The organism is Brucella sp. 22210 (assembly GCF_052045675.1).
Lineage (GTDB): Bacteria > Pseudomonadota > Alphaproteobacteria > Rhizobiales > Rhizobiaceae > Brucella.
In genome coordinates this window covers 37,660-55,467 of sequence record NZ_JBQEPD010000002.1, presented here as the reverse complement: position 1 = coordinate 55,467, position 17,808 = coordinate 37,660, and the positions used below count along the sequence as shown (strand labels likewise).

Here is a 17,808-nt window from a genome sequence, read left to right as displayed (position 1 = left end):
TGTTTTCCCGATGCGCCAGCATTAATGATGTGCATCTAACCACGAACCCGGAGGGGCGCCTATGAGCGAAAGCATCTTCGACCGCATTAGCGCATTTTTGAACAAGAAGAGTGCCGTACAGCGTGTTGCCGATGATCCGGCGCTGGCTTCGGAATTGCTGCTGCTTTTGCATGTTGTGTTCGCCGATGGCGACCAGCATCCAGCGGAAATTGCGGCCTTCAAGGAAATCGCCTTCAAGAATTTCGGTATCGCAGCGGAAGATATTCCGGAAGTGGCCGAATATTTGAAGGATTTCGCTTACGAAACCACGACCAAGCAGGCCGCGAATATGCTGGCCGAAATGGCCCCCGAACGTCGCCTGTCGCTGTTGCGCGATCTGATGACGATTGCCTGCGCCGATAACCGTATCGACAAATCGGAAACGGTGCTGATCCAGCGCGTTGCGGATGTGCTGGGCATCAAGCATGAAGAATTGCAGCAGGCGCAACGGGGTTCGCCCTGTGGGGCGTAAGGCTCGGCTTTCCGTTCTGGGAATGGGCAGCTCTTCAGGCGCGACGCTTGGCGAGCTGATGGCCCTTGCGGGCAGTGTTTTATCGCAATGCGGACTGCGCAAGCCTGACATGATCGCCACGCTGGCATCGAAAGCGGGTGAATCCGTATGGACTGAACTGGCGGCTCATTATGGGTGCGCCTTGCGCTTCTACGAGGCCGGGCGTCTCGAAGAAGAAACGCCGCGTCTCGCCAATCCCTCTGAAGCTGTGTTCAGGCGTATCGGTTGTCACGGGGTTGCCGAAGCTGCTGCCCTTGCCGGGGCGGGACCCTCGGCCAAGCTGATCGTTTACAAGACTGGTGTGCTTCACGCCACCGCGGCAGTTGCGATAGCGTGAAGCTGGATCGTCATATTGTCGTTTAGACAGTAACCGCCTTACGACGACGCTGCACAAAACAGGTCGCAATTGTTGCAAGCAGCAACAGCGCTGCGGTCGCGACAATCACCGCCACATAGGCATTCTCGAAAGCGTTTGAGGCCAGAGCAACGAGGTTTTCTGCCTCCAGCTTTGGCAAATTCTGGGCGACCAGAAGCGCTTCATCCAGACTGTCGCGAACGACAGGCGCAATGGTGCTGCCATCTGGAAGCGCCATGCTTGCCGTGTAGGAGGCAGACAGGATGCCGCCGAAGATCGTGACGCCCAGCGCATTGCCAAGCTCGTAGGACACTTCCTCAATGGATGCCGCCATCCCAACCTTATCGGCAGGGGCATTGCCCATGATGGCCGAGGAAGCGGCGGTCATTGCGGCACCTACACCGAAGCCCAGCAGGGCGAGGCCGATGAGATAGCTGTAGCCTGACGCCTTGAAGGTCAGGATATAGACAATCACGCCAAGCGCTGCGGTGGCCAGTGCGCCGGACAGCAGTCGGCCTGCACCGATGCGGGGCAGTTGCATGCCAGCCAGCGGACCAGCCACGAAAGCGGCAAGCGGAATCGGCAGAATCGCCAGCCCTGCCTGCAAGGGCGAGAAACCCTCGATCAGCTGCAAGCGCTGGCTGAAAACCAGTTCCATACCCGTGATGGCTCCAGAGGCGACCAGCGCTGCGAATACGCCTATCGAGAACAGCCGGTTCTGGAAGAGCGTAAAATCGATCAATGGTTCTCTGCCGGAAAACTGTCTGCGCACGAAGATGAAGGCAGCAATAGCTCCGACCGCGAAAACGACTGCGAAGACAGTCATTGATGCATCGCGCTTTGCCAGTTCCTTGACCGCATAAGTCAGCGCAATCAGCGCAACCATGATCTGGATCGAGCCGACCAGATCCCACTTGCGCGCGGAGCCAAGCGGGCGATTTTCCAGATTGTAGGCGGACAGCAGAAGGGCAATCGCAACAACGGGCACATTGATGAGGAACACCGAGCCCCACCAGAAATATTCGAGCAGCACGCCGCCCGCGACTGGGCCGAGAGCCGCGCCGCCGGAAGCGATAGCCGACCAGATGCCGATGGCAAGCGAGCGTTCACGCTCGTCGGTAAAGGTCAGGCGGATGATCGAAAGCGTCGCAGGCATCATCATAGCTGCACCACAGGCCAGAAAAGCCCGCGCGGCGATGAGCGCTTCCGGGGTGGGCGAATAGGCTGCGCAAAGCGACGCTAAACCGAATACGACGAGGCCGGTCATGAACATACGCTTGTGCCCAAGCTTGTCGCCCAGCGTACCGAGGCCGGGCAGCAGGCCCGCCACGACCAGCGGGTAAATATTCATGATCCAGAGCTTTTCCGAAGCACTGGCTGCCAGATCGTGCGTCAGGTGCGGCAGGGCTGTGTAGAGCACAGTCATGTCCACAACGATCAGGAACAGCGCGCTGGAAACGATTGCAAGAACCAGCCAGCGATTTTGCGGCAACATCGGAGTTCACCTTTTCAATACGGTTGTATTTAAACTTGTCGAGCCGGGTGACATAATATAAATCCATCCGTATGGAAAGTAATAAGTTGCACAAGATGGGACGTCCCCGCACGATTGATCGCGATCACGTGCTGGACATGGCTGAAAAACTCGTCACGGAAGGCGGTGTCGCGGCTCTGACGATGGACGCGGTGGCTCAGGCTTCAGGCGTGACCAAGGGCGGCGTGCAATATTGCTTCAAGAACAAGGACGGGCTGTTGAAGGCCATGATCGCGCGATGGGGCGATCGCTTTGATGCGGAAGTCGATGCCGTTAAGGGGGGCGAGGCCGACGCGCTGGCGCATATCGCGGCGCATATCAAGGTGACGCGCGACAGCGATGCGGAAGACAATTCCCGTTTCGCGGCAATGATGACGAGCCTTACCCCCAATACCGAGCATCTGGACGATACGCGCGACTGGTATCGTAAACAGTGGAACGGGCTTGATGTTTCGACGCCCGAAGGCCGCCGGGCGCGTCTCGCCTTCATCGCCAATGAGGGTGCATTTCTGCTGCGTAGCTTCAATTTCTTCGAGCTTTCGCCAGAAGAATGGCAATCGATCTTCGACGATATCGAGGATCTGATGCCGAAAGGCGCTGAAAAGTAATTGACTTTGTTCTCCCGTCGAAGGCATTCGAAGGGCAGGAGAACAAGGAAAAAGACGTGACCGTTCATTTCATTGGCGCCGGTCCGGGTGCGGCAGACCTCATCACTGTGCGCGGCCTGCGGCTGATCGAAAAATGCCCCGTCTGCATTTATGCGGGATCGCTGGTGCCAAAGGATGTGGTTGCTTCCGCACCGGCGGATGGGCGGCTTGTCGACAGCTCGTCCATGACGCTCGATGAAATCATCGCTGAAATGGCGGCAGCATATGCGAAGGGGCAGGATGTCGCCCGCGTTCATTCCGGCGATCCGTCCATCTATGGCGCTGTTGCCGAACAGATGCGCAGGCTTGATGCGCTAGGCATTCCCTATGATGTGACGCCAGGCGTTCCGGCTTTCGCCGCAGCAGCAGCGGCGATGAAGCAGGAACTGACGATCCCTGAAGTCAACCAGACGATCATTCTCACGCGCACGTCGATGAAATCCTCGGCCATGCCGGCAGGTGAAGACCTCGCCACGCTCGGTCGTTCGGGGGCCACCTTGGTCATCCACCTGTCGATCCGCAATCTTGGCAAGATCGAACGTGAGCTGACGCCGCTTTATGGTGCGGACTGCCCGGTTGTCGTGGCCTATCGCGTCGGCTGGCCGGATGAACTCATCCTGCGTGGCACTTTATCGGACATTGCCGGAAAGATCGAAGCGGCCGATCTGAAGCGAACTGCGATGGTTTTTGTCGGACGCGGGCTTGATCCGAGGAATTTTCGGGACTCTGCGCTTTATCATGAGGCGCATAGCCATGCAGCCCGGTCAAAGCCCGAATCGTGAGCGGACCAATCGGACCGTTTCTTCCACAGTTGATGCGACATGTTCAGCGACGACCGCTGGGCGGGCGATCATCATGACGGGCAAGGCGAGATCGCGCGCGGCCCTGATCTTGGCATAGGACGTGTCGCCGCCTGAATTGCGACAGACGATCAGCCCGATACGCTTTTCCGTCAGAAATTGTTTTTCCTGCGTATAGTCGCCCGGTCTGGCGAGCAGGATTTCACAATCCGCAGGCAAAGGGGCATCGGTCGGGTCGATCATGCGCATGATGAAATGCGCGTCGGCACGGGTTGCGAAAGGCGCAATATGCTGACGCCCGAGCGCGAGGAAGACGCATTCCCCCGCTGGGATCAGTTTTTCTGCCTCTTCTTCATCGGCCACGATGATCCATTGATCGCCGCTCTGCTGCACCCATTGCGCTCGTTCAAGCCGGAGCAGGGGCGTTCTGGTCGAGGCAGTTGCCGTCACTGCATTTTGAGAAATGCGCGTGGCATAAGGGTGGGTAGCATCAATGATGTAGTCGATTTTCTCAGCCGCGATATAGGCGGCGAGGCCGTCTGCGCCGCCAAAACCGCCGCTGCGCACAGGACCGGGCAAGGGTGCCGGATTGGCGGTGCGTCCCGCAAGGGAGGTCACGACGTCGATCGGCAGGGCCGATAGCTCCTGCGCCAGCTGAGCTGCTTCGGTCGTGCCGCCCAGAATGAGGACCTTGGGTCTAGACGCGGGCAAGGATGGCTCCCACCCGGTCGGTCATGATGATTTCCACATCGACAGGCGCATCGCGCAAGGTCGCAAGCGCCGTTTCCTTTGCCCTGATGGCAATCGGCGTGGCGATATCGATGCCGATTGCTTGAGTCATATCAAGCACTTCCTTGGCGGTGTTCGCAAAGAGAATCCGGTCTTTGAGGTTTCCCGGTGCGCCAGCCTGTTCGGCAATCTCTGCCAGAAAGCCCATATCGACCTGACTGCGTGCCGAATGCAGGTCGAGCGCGCCTTGAGCAAGCTTGGTAAGCTTGGCGAAGCCGCCTGCGATTGTCAGTTTGTCGATCGGGTGGTCGCGCAGATATTTGAGCACGCCGCCCGCAAAATCCCCCATGTCGAGAATGGCGAAATCGGGCAGATCATAGATCGCCTGCGCGGCATCTTCCGAGGTCGAGCCTGTCGCGCCAAGCACATGTTTCTGGCCCGCCGCGCGCGCCACATCGATGCCGCGGTGGATGGAGTGAATCCAGGCCGAGCATGAGAAGGGATGCACGACACCGGTGGTGCCGAGAATGGAAATGCCTCCGACAATACCAAGGCGCGGGTTCCACGTTTTCTTGGCGATTTCTTCGCCATCAGGCACGGAAATGGTGATGACGAGATCGGCGGGCAGGCCATACTTGGCACAGATTTCTTCGCAGATTTCGGTCATCATGCGGCGCGGAACCGGGTTGATTGCGGCTTCACCGGGCGGAATTGGCAGTCCGGGCCGTGTGACAGTGCCGACGCCTTCACCAGCGCGAAAGACCACGCCGGTTCCGGGCGGTGCGGGAAAGACGGTAGAAATGATCGTCGCGCCATGCGTGACATCCGGATCGTCGCCCGCATCCTTGACGATGCCCGCCATAGCATAGCCTTCACCAAGCCCCTCATAGGCCAGCTGGAAGTAAGGCACTTCGCCCTTCGGCAGAATGATTCCGACCGGGTCGGGGAATTCGCCGGTGATAAGCGCGGTCAGCGCCGCCTTGGTCGCAGCGGTTGCGCATGCGCCCGTGGTCCAGCCACGCCTAAGCTCGCTTTTTCCAAGCTTTTTATTGGGATCTGCGGTTTCGTCGGTCATGGATGCCTTATAAGGTATCTGATAGCAGTGCCGCCAGATGAAATAATGGTCCAAGAGAATGAGCGGATTCGAGCCGAAAACAAAATGGGACGTTACCCTGCCAGCGATGGAGCCGGGCCATGTCTGGCTTGTCGGTGCCGGGCCGGGCGATCCGGGATTGCTCACGCTTCATGCCGTCAATGCGCTGCAACAGGCAGATGTCATCGTTTACGACGCGCTGGTGGATGAAGCCTGTCTTTCGCTGAAAAACGAACAGGCAGTGCTGGAATATGCGGGCAAGCGGGGCGGCAAGCCGTCGCCAAAGCAGCGCGATATTTCACTCCGGCTGGTAGAACTGGCGCGGCAGGGCAAGAAAGTCCTGCGCCTCAAGGGCGGCGATCCGTTTGTTTTCGGTCGGGGGGCTGAAGAAGCGCTGACGCTGGTGGAACATAGTGTGCCATTCCGCATCGTTCCCGGTATCACGGCGGGGATCGGCGGATTGGCCTATGCGGGCATCGCCGCCACGCATCGCGATATCAACCAGTCCGTGACTTTCCTGACCGGGCATGACGCGACGGGATTGCTGCCCGACCGCATTGATTGGGATGGCATCGCAAAATCGTCACCGGTTATTGTCATGTATATGGCAATGAAACATATCGATCTCATCACGGCGCGGCTGATCGCTGCCGGACGGTCGCCGGACGAACCGGTCGCTTTTGTTTGCAATGCCAGCCTGCCTGAACAGACCGTTCTCGAAACGACGCTAGCGCATGCTGCCATCGACGTGGAAGCTTCAGGGCTAAAGCCGCCTGCCATCGTGGTGGTCGGAGAGGTGGTGCGGTTGCGCGGCGGTCTTGACTGGATCGGTGCTGCGCAAGGCCGCCAGCTTGTCAGCGATCCGCTGGATAACAGACGCGGAGGCCAGAGCGCATGAAGGGTTTTATGATCGCCGCGCCCGCATCCGGTTCGGGCAAGACGACGGTTACACTTGGTTTGTTGCGCGCCTTGAAACGGGCCGGTGTGGCTCTGGCACCGGTGAAAGCCGGACCGGACTATATCGATCCCGCCTATCACAAGGCGGCAAGTGGTGCGGAATGCTTCAATCTCGATCCATGGGCGATGCGCGTGGAACTGATCAGCGCCCTGTCGGCCCGGATGACTGAAGGCGGAAAAGTGCTGATCGCCGAAGGCATGATGGGTCTTTTCGACGGCGCTCTGGACGGACAAGGTTCTTCTGCTGATCTGGCAAGACTGCTCGATCTGCCGGTAGTGCTGGTGGTCGATTGCGCAAAACAGTCCCATTCCATTGCCGCGCTGGTTTCTGGCTTCAGCCGGTTTCGCAGGGATGTGTTCGTTGCAGGCCTGGTGTTGAACCGTGTCGGTAGCGCTCGTCATGAAACCATGTTGCGCGATGCCCTCAAGCCGCTTGGCATTCCGGTTCTGGGCGCATTGCCGCGCGATGCAGCGCTGGTTTTACCAGAACGCCATCTGGGGCTTGTGCAGGCGGGTGAACATGCCGATCTGGAGCGTTTTCTCGACCATGCCGCAGATGTCATAGAAGCGCATATCGATCTTGCCGTGCTGAAACATATCTGGTCGGCGCCGAAGCGCTTCGATCCGATGGCCAATGTGCCGCGTCTTCCGCCACTTGGAAGCCGCATTGCTGTCGCACGGGACGACGCCTTCGCCTTTGCCTATACGCATCTTTTCGAGGGATGGCGCAGGCGCGGCGCAGAGATTTCCTTTTTCTCGCCTCTTGCGGATGAAGCGCCGTCGCCGGAGGCCGATGCGATCTATCTGCCGGGCGGCTACCCTGAACTCCACGCAGAAAGGCTTGTCGCCGCGCAGAATTTCCAGAGCGGTATCAAGGCTGCGGCGGCGCGCAGTGTCACCGTTTATGGCGAGTGCGGCGGCTATATGGTGCTGGGCGAGACGCTGGAAGATGCGAGTGGAAAACAGCACCCGATGCTGGGGCTTTTGCCGCTGCAAACCGGTTTTGCCAAACGCAAGCTGCATCTCGGCTATCGTGTTCTGGAGCCGCTGAGCGGGTCGCCCTGGCAGGTGCCGTTGAAAGGCCACGAGTTTCATTATGCCAGCATCACGCGCGAAGGCGCGGCGGACAGGCTTTTCAAAGTCCGCGATGCGGCGGGGGACGATCTGGGCGGAGCCGGTCTGCGGGTCGGATCGGTGGCCGGTTCCTTCATGCATGTCATCGATTTTTCCGGAGAGCATGCGTGACATCCAACATCGAACATGGCGGTGCGCTGGACAAGGCGATTGCGCGTTTTGGCGGTATACCGGGCGACTGGCTCGACCTTTCGACCGGGATCAATCCCGAGCACTATCCATTGCCGCGCATTCCAGCCGAAGTCTGGAACCGTTTGCCGGATGATCGACTGCTGCTGGGAACGTGCAAGCTTGCGCGCGACTATTACGGGCTGCCGGAAGGCGCACCTATCGTCGCCGCACCCGGCACGCAAGCGCTGATCCAGATCATTCCGACGCTGACGAAGCCTGCGACAGTCGCCATTCTGACGCCGACCTATCAGGAACATGCGGCTTCTTTCGCTGCTTCCGGCTGGCAGGTCGTGGAATGTGCTGGCATCGCCGATATTCCGGACAATGCGACGGTTGCGGTGATCGTCAATCCGAACAATCCCGATGGAAGAGTGATTGCTGCGGATGAATTGCTCGCTCTGGCCCGAATTTTGGGTGCGAGAGGTGGTTTTCTGGTGGTGGACGAGGCTTTTGCCGATCCACATCCCGAAGGAAGCGTCGCAGCGCTGGCGTGCCATGAGCCGCTGATTGTGCTGAAATCCTTCGGCAAGTTTTTTGGTCTCGCCGGTGTGCGTCTGGGCTTTGCCGTCGCGCAAGCTGGGATAGTCGAGACGATAGCGCGGCGATTGGGTCCATGGGCTGTGCCGGGGCCAGCGCTTGTTATCGCTTCCGATGCCTTTGCGGGCGGCGAGACATTGCAGGCGTTTCGCGCGCGGATAGACATTCGGCGCAGGGGACTGTCGGATGTGCTTGCGCGGTGCGGATTGTGGGAAGTCGGCGGCACGGCACTGTTCTCACTGGTTGCCCACGACAATGCACACGGATTGTACAATGCACTGTGCGCGGAGCATATTCTTGTCCGCAAGTTTGCTTACGCTCCGCATTGGCTGCGGATCGGCCTTGCCAATGACGATGCCGACCTCGCGCGTCTAGAAAGCGCGCTCAAGCATTGTCTGGGAAGAGCAGCTTGAAAAAGTGATTCATGAATCTCGGTTAAACCCATGGAAATAAAGCTGATTATCCTGTCGCTGGCGCTCATCCTTGATCGCGTTGTGGGCGACCCGCCGCAGCTCTGGCACAGATTGCCGCATCCGGTGGTGCTGTTCGGCAAGGCAATTTCCTGGGGCGAAAAGCGTTTCAATGACCGCACATTGCCGGAAGCGGTTCTGCGACGGAATGGCATGTGGCTGACCATCGCGCTGGTCGCGGCCTGTATTCTGGTGGGGCTGGTGATTGAGAGCCTGCTGCCCTTTGCTGGCTCTGCCGGGGCAGTGGCGGAAATCCTCATCGTTGCCGTGCTACTGGCGCAGAAGAGTCTTGCCGATCACGTCAGCGAGGTTGCACGCGGGCTGCGTGACGACGGTATCGAAGGTGGGCGCAAGGCGGTTTCGATGATCGTCGGGCGCAATCCCGATCAGTTGAGCGAAGGCGGGGTCAGCCGTGCTGCCATTGAAAGTCTGGCGGAAAACGCCTCGGATGGCATCGTTGCTCCGGCATTCTGGTTTCTCGTCGGCGGTCTGCCGGGGCTGTTCGCCTACAAGATGATCAATACTGCCGATTCGATGATCGGACATCTCAATGATCGTTACCGCCACTTCGGGCGTTTTGCTGCAAAACTGGACGATGTTGCCAATTACATTCCCGCGCGCCTGACCGGCCTTCTGGCGGCGCTGGCGACTGCGCTCACCCGCAGCAAGGGGGCAGCGAAGGCTGCCTTATCAGTCATGCGCAGCGATGCGCGATTGCACCGCTCGCCCAATGCGGGCTGGCCGGAATCTGCCTTTGCCGGTGCGCTTGATCTGGCGTTGGCCGGTCCGCGTCAGTATGGCGAAGAAAAAGTGGAAGGGCCGATGCTCAATGCTTCTGGCAAGCGTGATGCGGAAGCGGCCGATATCGACGCGGCGCTTGACCTGTTCTGGGCGACCATGAGCCTCATGACAGGGTTGCTGATCGCCGCCAGCATCGTAGGACTTATTGTCTGATCTAAAAGTCGCCATGCCGGTCTGCAAATGGCAATTTCTGCGCTTCCGGTGCTCACGTACCCAAATGTACGCTGCGCTCCGGTTCTCGAAATCACCATTTTCGCCTCGGCCTGCCGCTTTTTGATTCAGACATTTATCTATCGGCTGGTATGAAGCGCGAGCCTTCGTAGCGCTGCAAACGGTTCGGGTTGTCCGTCCGCATGCCGGTACCATCGAATTTGATCGTACCGAGCACTGTTTCAAACGATGCACTGCGCAGCGTGTCGAGCAATGGCTGCTTTTGTTCGTCGGCTTTGCTGACGGCATCGGCGGCGATCTGCGCAGTTGCGTAGCCTGTGATCGCATAAGATTCCACAAGGCGACCGGCTTGATGCAGCGCGTCGATTGCCGGTTTCGCGGTGGGCAAATCCTGCGGCTTCAACGGCGCGGTCATCAATGTGCCGTCGCTCAGACGCTGTGCGCCGGGAGCGGCATCAAGCAGACTGCCACCTGCAATCACCAGCGGATAATTGAGCGAAGCAGCACTTGCGCCAATGGCGGCAACGTCGTCGCGCTCGCCGCCGACATAGACATGTGTCGCGCCAGCGCGCTTGAGCCGGGCAACCAGAGCATTCTGGTTTTCAAGCCCCGGACGATAGGTATCGGTGAAGACCGGCTGTAACTGCTGTTCTTTCAAGCTGGCCAGAACCCGGCTTGCGCGCTCGCGCCCTTCAATGGTGCCATCGTCAATCACCGCGAAAGGCTGTGCGCGCCAGAGACTGCCGAGAAAACTCGCCGTCGCCTGCGTTTCCTTCTCCAGTCCCGTGCTCAGACGGAACACCGGCAAGGGCGAAGCGGCGCGACGCTCGACCAGTGTTTGCTCGCTGACGCCCGACACGATAACCGGAATGTTGCGCTCGGCCAGAACGGGCACTGCCGCCTCCAGCGCCTCGGCGCAGAGAAAACCCGATGCAATACGGACATTTTGTGCGATGAAGCGTTCTGCGGCCTGTTTGCCGCCTTCGGCGTCGCAACGATCATCGAAGATGACGAGATCTGCGCTCTTTGCGTCAGCGGCGGCGCGTGCGCCTTGTGCAAGCTGATTGCCCAAAGGTGCGAAGGTGCCGGTCAACGGTGCGGCCAGACCAATCCGGATATTATCCGCATAAGCAAATCCCGATCCCGCCAGCAACAGCATGGCAAGGCTTGTCAGAGCGGTGACGGGAAGCTTCCCAGACTCAATCACGTTATTGGTCTTCTTTATACAATTCGTGGCAATGTGATCGAAAAGTGGGTAGCGGTTTCCGCGCCTTTGTGCAATGCCCGTAATCTATGCCAGTATTTTGGCTAAATATTACGGTCGGCAACGGATCGATTCTGACGTGCAAACGATAAACAACATCATCTCCAATGCGGCATCTGTGGAGCCGAAGGCTTACCGCGATGCCATGAGCCATTATGCCGGTGCGGTGCAGATTGTGGCGACCGATGGTCCGGCAGGACGACGCGGCCTCACATTGACGGCCGCCTGTTCGGTATCCGACGCTCCGGCGACGGTGCTGATCTGCCTTCAGAAGGTCCACGAGGACAATCGCCTGTTCATCGAAAATGGCGTTTTCTCCATCAACACGCTGGCTGGAACGCATCAGCAACTGGCTGATGCCTTTTCCGGGCGCATTGGCCTGACGCAGAATGAGCGTTTCGAACTGGCGACGTGGGACACGCTTGCCACCGGCGCACCAGTGCTGACCGATGCACTGGCGGCTTTTGACTGCCGGGTTGTCAGCATTCAGGATCATTCGACGCATCATGTGCTCTTCGGCGAAGTGATTGCCCTGCGCTCAAACCCCGACGCAACTGCGCTCATCTATCTGAACCGGCGCTATCACACGCTCGATTTGTGATCGGCTGGCCAGAGGGGAGGAGGCAGAATGACGAAGCGATTGAACGCAACAGCGCGGGCCGGGCTTGGAGGCATTGCCGCGCTTCTGTTGTCAGTGTCCCTCGTTTGCGCGCAGGGGCCGCTGCCGCCCTTCAAGGACGATGCGTTCGCCTATCCCGGCGTGTTGAGCAGCGCGGATAACGGCGACTACAAAGTCATTGATTACAATGAGATGCGCGATATCAACGGTCGCGACAGCGTGCCGGAAAAGCGCGTCAAGGACAGCTATATTTCGCTGAAGGCGCGCGCCTACCAAAAGGACGTCACCTTTCAGACTGCGGCTGGGTCGGTCAAGGCGATGGCCGCTGGCAAGCAGCAGGGCGCGTCCTTCATCGTGATTTATCTGCATGGGCGCGGTGGCAATCGCTTGCAGGGAATGAATGATTTCACCTTTGGCGGCAATTTCAATCGCGTCAAAAATCTCTCTGCGTTAAATGGCGGTCTCTACGTCACGCCGGATTTCAAGGATTTCGCCGATACCGGCGAAGCGCAGATCGCTGGGTTGATCGACGCCTTGAAAGCAACATCGCCTTCCGCACCGTTGATCTTGTCTTGCGGTTCGCAGGGTGGGGCGCTGTGCTGGCGCATCGCGTCCAATGCAAAAGCTGGCGCTCAGCTTGCCGGGCTCATTCTGCTCGGGTCGCTGTGGGACGATGGTTTTTTCACATCGGCGACATTCAAGCGGCGTATTCCGGTCTTCTTCGGGCATGGCAGCCGCGATCCGGTTTTCGCCATTGACCGGCAGGAAGCTTTCTATCGTGATATCCGCAAGCGCGCGCCGGGCTATCCGGTGCAGTTCCGGCGGTTTGAGTCCGGCAACCACGGCACGCCGATCCGCATGAGCGACTGGAGGGAGATGCTGAACTGGATTCTCGCAAAACAGTGACGACAGTTTTGTGGATGCGAATCGAAATTCCGGCTCTGTGGCGTTCCTGCCACTCGACAATCGGCTAAAAGCGAATAGTTATCGAAATTAAAATTTTACCTATCCAGCAGACCTTATGAGGTAGACCATTATGTACGGACGAGTCCGCACCGGAGCCCGTTTCTTTGCAATCGCCATGTTGGCGCCGCTTGCTGCCGCCTGTACGACGACTGCACCGGTTGCCATCACCCCCGGCAAGACTGACTCGCCGGTGCCTGCAGCCAGCTCTTCGCTGCCGAGCTTCATCCCGACCCCGGTAAAGACGGTAGACTATTCTCTGGCGCAGCCTTGCATCACGGCAGCTGCCAACAAGTATTTCCTGCCGGAGCACGCTATCAGCGCTGTCGATTCCCGCCCGGGCGCCAATGGCGGCACGGATGTGGACCTGAAGGTGGATCTGCGCACCGCAGTTTGCCAGCTCACTGCCAAGGGTGGCGTGCGCGCCGTTATCGACACCTCGCCGAAGAGCGCCGATCAGGTTGCCGCTGAAGCCGCAGCCGCCAAGGCGGACGCTGCCGCAGCAGCCGCGCCGAAGAAGACCAAGGCGAAGAAGAACTGATTCAATAAACTTGGATAAGTTACGAAAAAGGCAGGGATTTCCCTGCCTTTTTGTTTGATCATTTATCCGGCTTTTCGCCATACCAGCGCGGGGTGTAGACCCATTCGCCGCCTGTTGCGCGCTCAAACCGCTGCGTATGGGATGACCCGACGATCACCACCGTGCGCATATCCACATCATCGGGCGTCAACTGCCCAAGCGTTGTGACGCGGGTGGTCTCTGCCGGTCTGCCGATGTCGCGACCGAGCACGACCGGGGTTTGCGGCGCGCGATGCTGGCGCAGGATTTCCAGTGCGCGGCCCAGCTGATGCGGGCGGGCCTTGGAAATCGGATTGTAGAAGGCCATTGCGAGATCGGCTTCTGCCGCCAGCGCCAGACGCTTTTCGATCACGTCCCATGGCTTCAGATTGTCGGACAGCGAGAGAATGCAGAAATCATGGCCGAGCGGTGCGCCACTGCGAGACGCTGCGGCCATCGCGGCTGAAATGCCCGGCTGAATGACCAGTTCCACACCATGCCAGGCAGCATTGTCGGTTTCATGCAGTGCCTCGACCACAGCCGCCGCCATGGCAAAAACGCCGGGATCGCCGGACGATACCATCGCCACCGTACGACCTGATGCAGCCAGTTCGAAGGCGTGGCGCGCGCGCTGCATTTCCTCGCGGTTATCCGTCATATGGACGGTCTGACCGGCATGAAACGGCCCGGCCATGCGCACATAGGTCTCGTAGCCGAGAATATCTTCCGCCTGTTCGAGTTCGCGTTGCACGGCAGGCGTCATCAGATCGCGTGCGCCGGGACCAAGCCCGACCACGACCAGCTTCCCGCGTTTGCGCCCGATCCGCAGCACATCGGCTGGGGTGGGGGCGACTGCCAGTGCGACGCCGTTGGTTTCCACCACGCGCAGCGGCTGCTCGACGGAAAGATGGGCGAGAGCAAGGGCAGTCTCAGCGGACGGCACAAAGCGCAGTTCTGCGCCGAGCGCGCTTGCCGCTTCATGGACTTGCGGTTTAGCGCAATGGCGCTCATGGGCAAGCAGCAGGGCGAGTGATGACGGAGCGAGTCCCGCTTCGTTGAAGGCCTGTGCAATTGCTTCCGCAAGATTGTCGGTCTGCTGGTCGATTGCCACGGCCACGACCTGCGGATGATAGATCAGTTCATCCGGCAGTGGCGCGCGGTTTTCCGGCGTGATGCTGATGGCAAGCCTGCCGTCGTCGGAGAACGGCAGCTTGGATGTTTGCAGCCAGCGAGAGTGTCCATCGAAGCGCAGTTTCGCGCCTGCCAGCAGGTCGGAGGTAAAGGCTTTTGCCGCATCTGGATTGGCAAGCGTCAGTTCCGCTGGCGGGTGCAACAGATTGATCCCGAAGCGCAATTCACCGGATGTGGTGATTGCCGGGGCGACCTCAAGTGCAGTGGCGATGGTTCGCGCCATGTCGTTGACGCCCGACAATCCGCCGAGAAGCGGCACAACGGCACTACCGTCTTCGGCAATCGCCAGAACCGGCGGCTCGATGCGCTTGTTCTGCAAAAGCGGGGCCAACGCGCGAATGACAATACCGGCGGCGCAGAGCGCGATGACCGGTCGGCCTTCTTCGTAGAGGGCGCGTATCGTGTCACCAAAATGGGCGAATGTCCTGTCTGCACCCGCGACGCGATCCTGCAAACCCAGGACTTCGGCCTGATCGAGCGCGACGGCAATATGGCGCGCCGTCGGGATCGCCGCTTCCGCCAGCGCAACGATAGCCGGCTTCATGCGCCGTTCCATTTCTGGCCGGGAACGAGAATGATCGAGAAATAAGGACAATCGCTGCCGCTGACATCCGATAGCGGTACAATGCGCTGATTGGCCATGGTGGCGCGCTCGACATAAAGTGCGCGGTCCATCAGGCCCAGATCGGTCAGCACGTCGCGAACCTTGTCGAGATTCTTGCCGAGTTTCATGATTGCCGCAGCACCGGTATCGGCAAGCCTGCGCTTCAATTCGTCGGCTTCCATGACGCCGGAGAGGATCGACAGGGTCTGGTTGCGATAAACAAGCGGCGCGCCTAGCACAGCCGAAGCGCCGAGAACCGAACAGACGCCCGGAACCACCGTGGTTTCATAGGTTTCGGCAAGCCGGTCGTGAATGTACATGAACGAGCCGTAGAAGAACGGGTCGCCTTCCGCAATCACGGCCACATCCTGTCCCTGATCGAGATAGCCGGCAATTGTTCCGGTAATCTCACCGTAAAAATCGCTGACGATCTGCTCATAATCCATATGCGCAGGCAGCTTTTCCGTGGTCACCGGATAGATGAGCGGCACCAGAACCTGTTCCGGCGAAAGGTAATCCTCGACGATGGTGAGTGCGTTGCCCTTTTTGCCCTTGGCGGCGTGATAAGCCACCACGGGCGCTGCCTTGAGCAGTCGAAGCGCCTTGAGCGTGATGAGTTCAGGATCGCCGGGGCCGACACCCAGACCGAAAAGCTTGCCTTTTGCTGTCATTATTCGCGCTCCGAAGCCAGAGCATTGACTGCTGCGGCAGTCATGGCGCTGCCGCCGCGACGTCCGCGCACAATGACATAGGGCACACCGCGACTATTGGCGGCGAGTTCGTCTTTCGATTCTGCTGCGCCGACAAAGCCAACCGGCATGCCAATGATGAGCGCTGGCTTTGGCGCTCCGGCGTCCAGCATTTCGAAAAGGCGGAAGAGGGCGGTTGGCGCATTGCCGATGGCGACGATACTGCCTGCGAGATACGGCAACCAGAGATCGAGCGCTGCGGCAGAGCGGGTATTGCCAATTTTCTTCGCCAGTTCAGGCACGGAAGGGTCGTTCAGCGTACAGATGACCGGGTTGTCGGCAGGCAGGCGCGAACGGGTGATCCCTTCGGCAACCATGCGCGCATCGCAAAGGATCGGCGCGCCTTTGGCCAGTGCCTGCTTGCCTGCCAGACCGGCGCCGTCCGAAAAGGAGATGTCGCTCACCACATCCACCATGCCGGAAGCATGGATGACGCGGACGGCGAGTTTTTCAAGGTCGGCTGGGATACGGCTCAGATCCGCTTCAGCGCGGATGATGGCGAAGGAGCGGTCATAGATGGCCTGTCCGTCGCGAATGTAATCTGTCATGGTTTCCGCTCTGGTGAGTTGAGAAGGCGCGCGGCAGTGTCGAGGGTCACATCCGTCGCCAATAGCTGCCCGAAACGGGATGGTCCAGCCTTGTCTGCAAAAAAGACATCGTAGCGGCCCGAAGCACGGGCCAGAAGCGTATGCGGGAGTGGCGCAAGCGCCGCGCAGGACTTGGTACAGCCGGTCAGATGGACCACTTCTGCGCTGTCGCCGTCAAGGAGCAACGCCAGTTCTTTCGCATTGGCCTGCGTGTCGGAAAGGGCCGAGACGCAGCCCGTTGACCCGGTGCAGCTGCGCAGTCGTGATTGCGGCGCTTGCGCGAGTGTTGAAAGGCCCAGCGCGTGCAGTTGTCGGATGGTCTCGTCGCAGTTTGCAGCGTGGATATTTGGCAGGATCACGCCTTGCCACGGTGTCAGCCGGATTTCTTCGCCGCTGACTTTTTGCGAAAGAGCGCCAAGCGTCCGCAATTGTGTCGTATCGAGCCGCCCTAAAAGCGGCATCGCGCCGATGTAAAACAGCCCGTCCGCTTGAACGTGGGCTCCGAGATGGGCGAGCGCGTGCGGCTGCCGTCGCTGCCAGTGGGTCGCTGGTTCGATCGGAAAAGGAAGGCAGGCAGCCAATTCGTTTAAAAACTCTTCGATAGCAATGACTTCGAAAAGTTGCTTCATGCGCGTTGCACCCTTGGAGCGGGCGAGAAATAATCGCAACACCGCTTCCACCAAGGGAAGGGCATGATCGGCCTCTATGCGTCCCAATGCCGTTCCATCGGGTGACGAAGCGAATCCGAACGCAAAGTGACGACCATCATCCGTTGCCGATAGCCAAATGTCTCCCGGATGCGAGACAATTGCGCAGGCCTCGCCGCCATCGATCTGGAACGAGAATTTCGGCGAAAGCGCGTGGTAATCGGTATTGTTCTCAAGCGTTGTCAGCAGTTGGCGCGCCAGCGGTGTGACATCGCACATTTGATCGGGGTCGATACCGGATGTGGGGCTGACCATGACATTGCGAATATCATCCGCCGCGGGATTATCGGCACCAAACCCGGCTTGATACAGCGCTGTGACCGCTTGTTCCCAGTTTTCAGGCGCGATGGCGCGCAGTTGAAAATTAGAGCGAATCGAAAGCTCTACGGCATTCGGGCCAAATTTTTCGGCTATTTCGGCCAGCGCAAAGACCTGACCGGCGTTTACCTGTCCGAGCGGCAGTTTTATGCGTGCAATGGCACCGTCGCGCGCCATAACCATGCGCGACAGGCCGGGACAGGCATTTCGCCTGTCGGACGGTTCGGTGTTTGTCGCTATGGTCTTTTGGTTCAACATAGTTGCCTTATACGCCCCCCGTGACAGGCCGGAAAGTGGG

At 59.3% G+C, this 17,808-nt stretch carries 19 protein-coding genes; 11 read left to right on the top strand and 8 right to left on the bottom strand.

Annotation, left to right across the window (positions count from 1 at the left end; genetic code table 11):
* Positions 1-61 precede the first annotated feature (61 nt).
* Together ACTJKP_RS03225 and ACTJKP_RS03220 are read left to right on the top strand one after the other, a co-directional pair.
* Complete coding sequence (locus ACTJKP_RS03225) at positions 62-511, top strand: TerB family tellurite resistance protein (RefSeq protein WP_078339313.1); 450 nt, start codon at positions 62-64, stop codon at positions 509-511.
* A 22-nt stretch (positions 512-533) separates the two neighbouring features.
* Entirely contained in the window at positions 534-887 is a 354-nt protein-coding gene (locus tag ACTJKP_RS03220; protein ID WP_440629871.1) for a cobalamin biosynthesis protein, read from the top strand.
* A 22-nt stretch (positions 888-909) separates the two neighbouring features.
* Here the strand turns inward: ACTJKP_RS03220 and ACTJKP_RS03215 are convergent, their stop codons facing one another.
* On the bottom strand, positions 910-2,400 hold the full coding sequence (locus tag ACTJKP_RS03215) for an MFS transporter (RefSeq protein ID WP_440629671.1): 1,491 nt from the start codon (positions 2,398-2,400) through the stop codon (positions 910-912).
* An 86-nt stretch (positions 2,401-2,486) separates the two neighbouring features.
* Here ACTJKP_RS03215 and ACTJKP_RS03210 point away from each other — a divergent pair, with 86 nt between their 5' ends.
* Entirely contained in the window at positions 2,487-3,047 is a 561-nt protein-coding gene (locus ACTJKP_RS03210) for a TetR/AcrR family transcriptional regulator (RefSeq protein ID WP_440629670.1), read from the top strand.
* 56 nt (positions 3,048-3,103) lie between these two features.
* Positions 3,104-3,868 carry a precorrin-4 C(11)-methyltransferase gene (gene cobM / locus ACTJKP_RS03205; protein WP_440629669.1) on the top strand — a complete coding sequence of 255 codons (765 nt, stop codon included), beginning with the start codon at positions 3,104-3,106 and terminating at the stop codon, positions 3,866-3,868.
* Here the strand turns inward: cobM and ACTJKP_RS03200 are convergent.
* Entirely contained in the window at positions 3,851-4,597 is a 747-nt protein-coding gene (locus ACTJKP_RS03200; protein WP_440629668.1) for a cobalt-precorrin-6A reductase, read from the bottom strand. The genes cobM and ACTJKP_RS03200 overlap by 18 nt on opposite strands.
* Positions 4,584-5,690 carry a cobalt-precorrin-5B (C(1))-methyltransferase gene (locus tag ACTJKP_RS03195; RefSeq protein WP_440629667.1) on the bottom strand — a complete coding sequence of 369 codons (1,107 nt, stop codon included), beginning with the start codon at positions 5,688-5,690 and terminating at the stop codon, positions 4,584-4,586. The genes ACTJKP_RS03200 and ACTJKP_RS03195 overlap by 14 nt, the downstream gene beginning before the upstream one ends.
* 58 nt (positions 5,691-5,748) lie before the next feature.
* On the opposite strand from ACTJKP_RS03195, the gene cobA reads away from it, so the two are divergent.
* Genes cobA through cbiB form a run of 4 tightly spaced genes read left to right on the top strand, consistent with a single transcriptional unit; the run spans position 5,749 to position 9,931 of the window.
* Positions 5,749-6,606, top strand: coding sequence for a uroporphyrinogen-III C-methyltransferase (cobA, locus tag ACTJKP_RS03190; protein ID WP_440629666.1), 858 nt, complete (start codon positions 5,749-5,751; stop codon positions 6,604-6,606).
* Complete coding sequence (locus tag ACTJKP_RS03185; RefSeq protein ID WP_440629665.1) at positions 6,603-7,910, top strand: cobyrinate a,c-diamide synthase; 1,308 nt, start codon at positions 6,603-6,605, stop codon at positions 7,908-7,910. The genes cobA and ACTJKP_RS03185 overlap by 4 nt, the downstream gene beginning before the upstream one ends.
* Positions 7,907-8,920: a threonine-phosphate decarboxylase CobD gene (gene cobD / locus ACTJKP_RS03180; protein WP_440629664.1), complete on the top strand. Its 1,014-nt coding sequence runs from the start codon at positions 7,907-7,909 to the stop codon at positions 8,918-8,920. Before ACTJKP_RS03185 ends, cobD begins: the two co-directional genes overlap by 4 nt.
* Before the next feature lie 30 nt (positions 8,921-8,950).
* Positions 8,951-9,931 carry an adenosylcobinamide-phosphate synthase CbiB gene (gene cbiB, locus ACTJKP_RS03175; RefSeq protein ID WP_440629663.1) on the top strand — a complete coding sequence of 327 codons (981 nt, stop codon included), beginning with the start codon at positions 8,951-8,953 and terminating at the stop codon, positions 9,929-9,931.
* A gap of 133 nt (positions 9,932-10,064) precedes the next feature.
* On the opposite strand, the gene ACTJKP_RS03170 is transcribed toward cbiB, so the two are convergent.
* On the bottom strand, positions 10,065-11,156 hold the full coding sequence (locus tag ACTJKP_RS03170; protein ID WP_440629662.1) for a branched-chain amino acid ABC transporter substrate-binding protein: 1,092 nt from the start codon (positions 11,154-11,156) through the stop codon (positions 10,065-10,067).
* Positions 11,157-11,292: 136 nt separating this feature from the next.
* On the opposite strand from ACTJKP_RS03170, the gene ACTJKP_RS03165 reads away from it, so the two are divergent.
* The 3 genes from ACTJKP_RS03165 to ACTJKP_RS03155 all read left to right on the top strand — a co-directional run bounded on the left by ACTJKP_RS03165 (position 11,293) and on the right by ACTJKP_RS03155 (position 13,336).
* Positions 11,293-11,814: a flavin reductase family protein gene (locus ACTJKP_RS03165; RefSeq protein ID WP_440629661.1), complete on the top strand. Its 522-nt coding sequence runs from the start codon at positions 11,293-11,295 to the stop codon at positions 11,812-11,814.
* A 27-nt stretch (positions 11,815-11,841) separates the two neighbouring features.
* Positions 11,842-12,738, top strand: a complete 897-nt coding sequence (locus ACTJKP_RS03160) for an alpha/beta hydrolase (RefSeq protein ID WP_440629660.1) — start codon at positions 11,842-11,844, stop codon at positions 12,736-12,738.
* A gap of 130 nt (positions 12,739-12,868) precedes the next feature.
* A complete protein-coding gene (locus tag ACTJKP_RS03155; RefSeq protein WP_182521144.1) occupies positions 12,869-13,336 on the top strand; it encodes a hypothetical protein in 468 nt (155 codons plus the stop codon).
* Positions 13,337-13,394: 58 nt separating this feature from the next.
* Here ACTJKP_RS03155 and cobJ read toward each other — a convergent pair whose 3' ends face one another.
* Genes cobJ through cobG form a run of 4 tightly spaced genes read right to left on the bottom strand, consistent with a single transcriptional unit; the run spans position 13,395 to position 17,768 of the window.
* Positions 13,395-15,089: a precorrin-3B C(17)-methyltransferase gene (gene cobJ, locus ACTJKP_RS03150; protein ID WP_440629659.1), complete on the bottom strand. Its 1,695-nt coding sequence runs from the start codon at positions 15,087-15,089 to the stop codon at positions 13,395-13,397.
* Positions 15,086-15,820 carry a precorrin-2 C(20)-methyltransferase gene (locus tag ACTJKP_RS03145; protein WP_078339299.1) on the bottom strand — a complete coding sequence of 245 codons (735 nt, stop codon included), beginning with the start codon at positions 15,818-15,820 and terminating at the stop codon, positions 15,086-15,088. Before ACTJKP_RS03145 ends, cobJ begins: the two co-directional genes overlap by 4 nt.
* Positions 15,820-16,446 (bottom strand): precorrin-8X methylmutase, encoded by a 627-nt coding sequence (locus tag ACTJKP_RS03140; protein ID WP_440629658.1) that lies wholly within the window; start codon positions 16,444-16,446, stop codon positions 15,820-15,822. Before ACTJKP_RS03140 ends, ACTJKP_RS03145 begins: the two co-directional genes overlap by 1 nt.
* Positions 16,443-17,768, bottom strand: coding sequence for a precorrin-3B synthase (cobG, locus tag ACTJKP_RS03135; RefSeq protein WP_440629657.1), 1,326 nt, complete (start codon positions 17,766-17,768; stop codon positions 16,443-16,445). The genes ACTJKP_RS03140 and cobG overlap by 4 nt, the downstream gene beginning before the upstream one ends.
* Positions 17,769-17,808 lie beyond the last annotated feature (40 nt).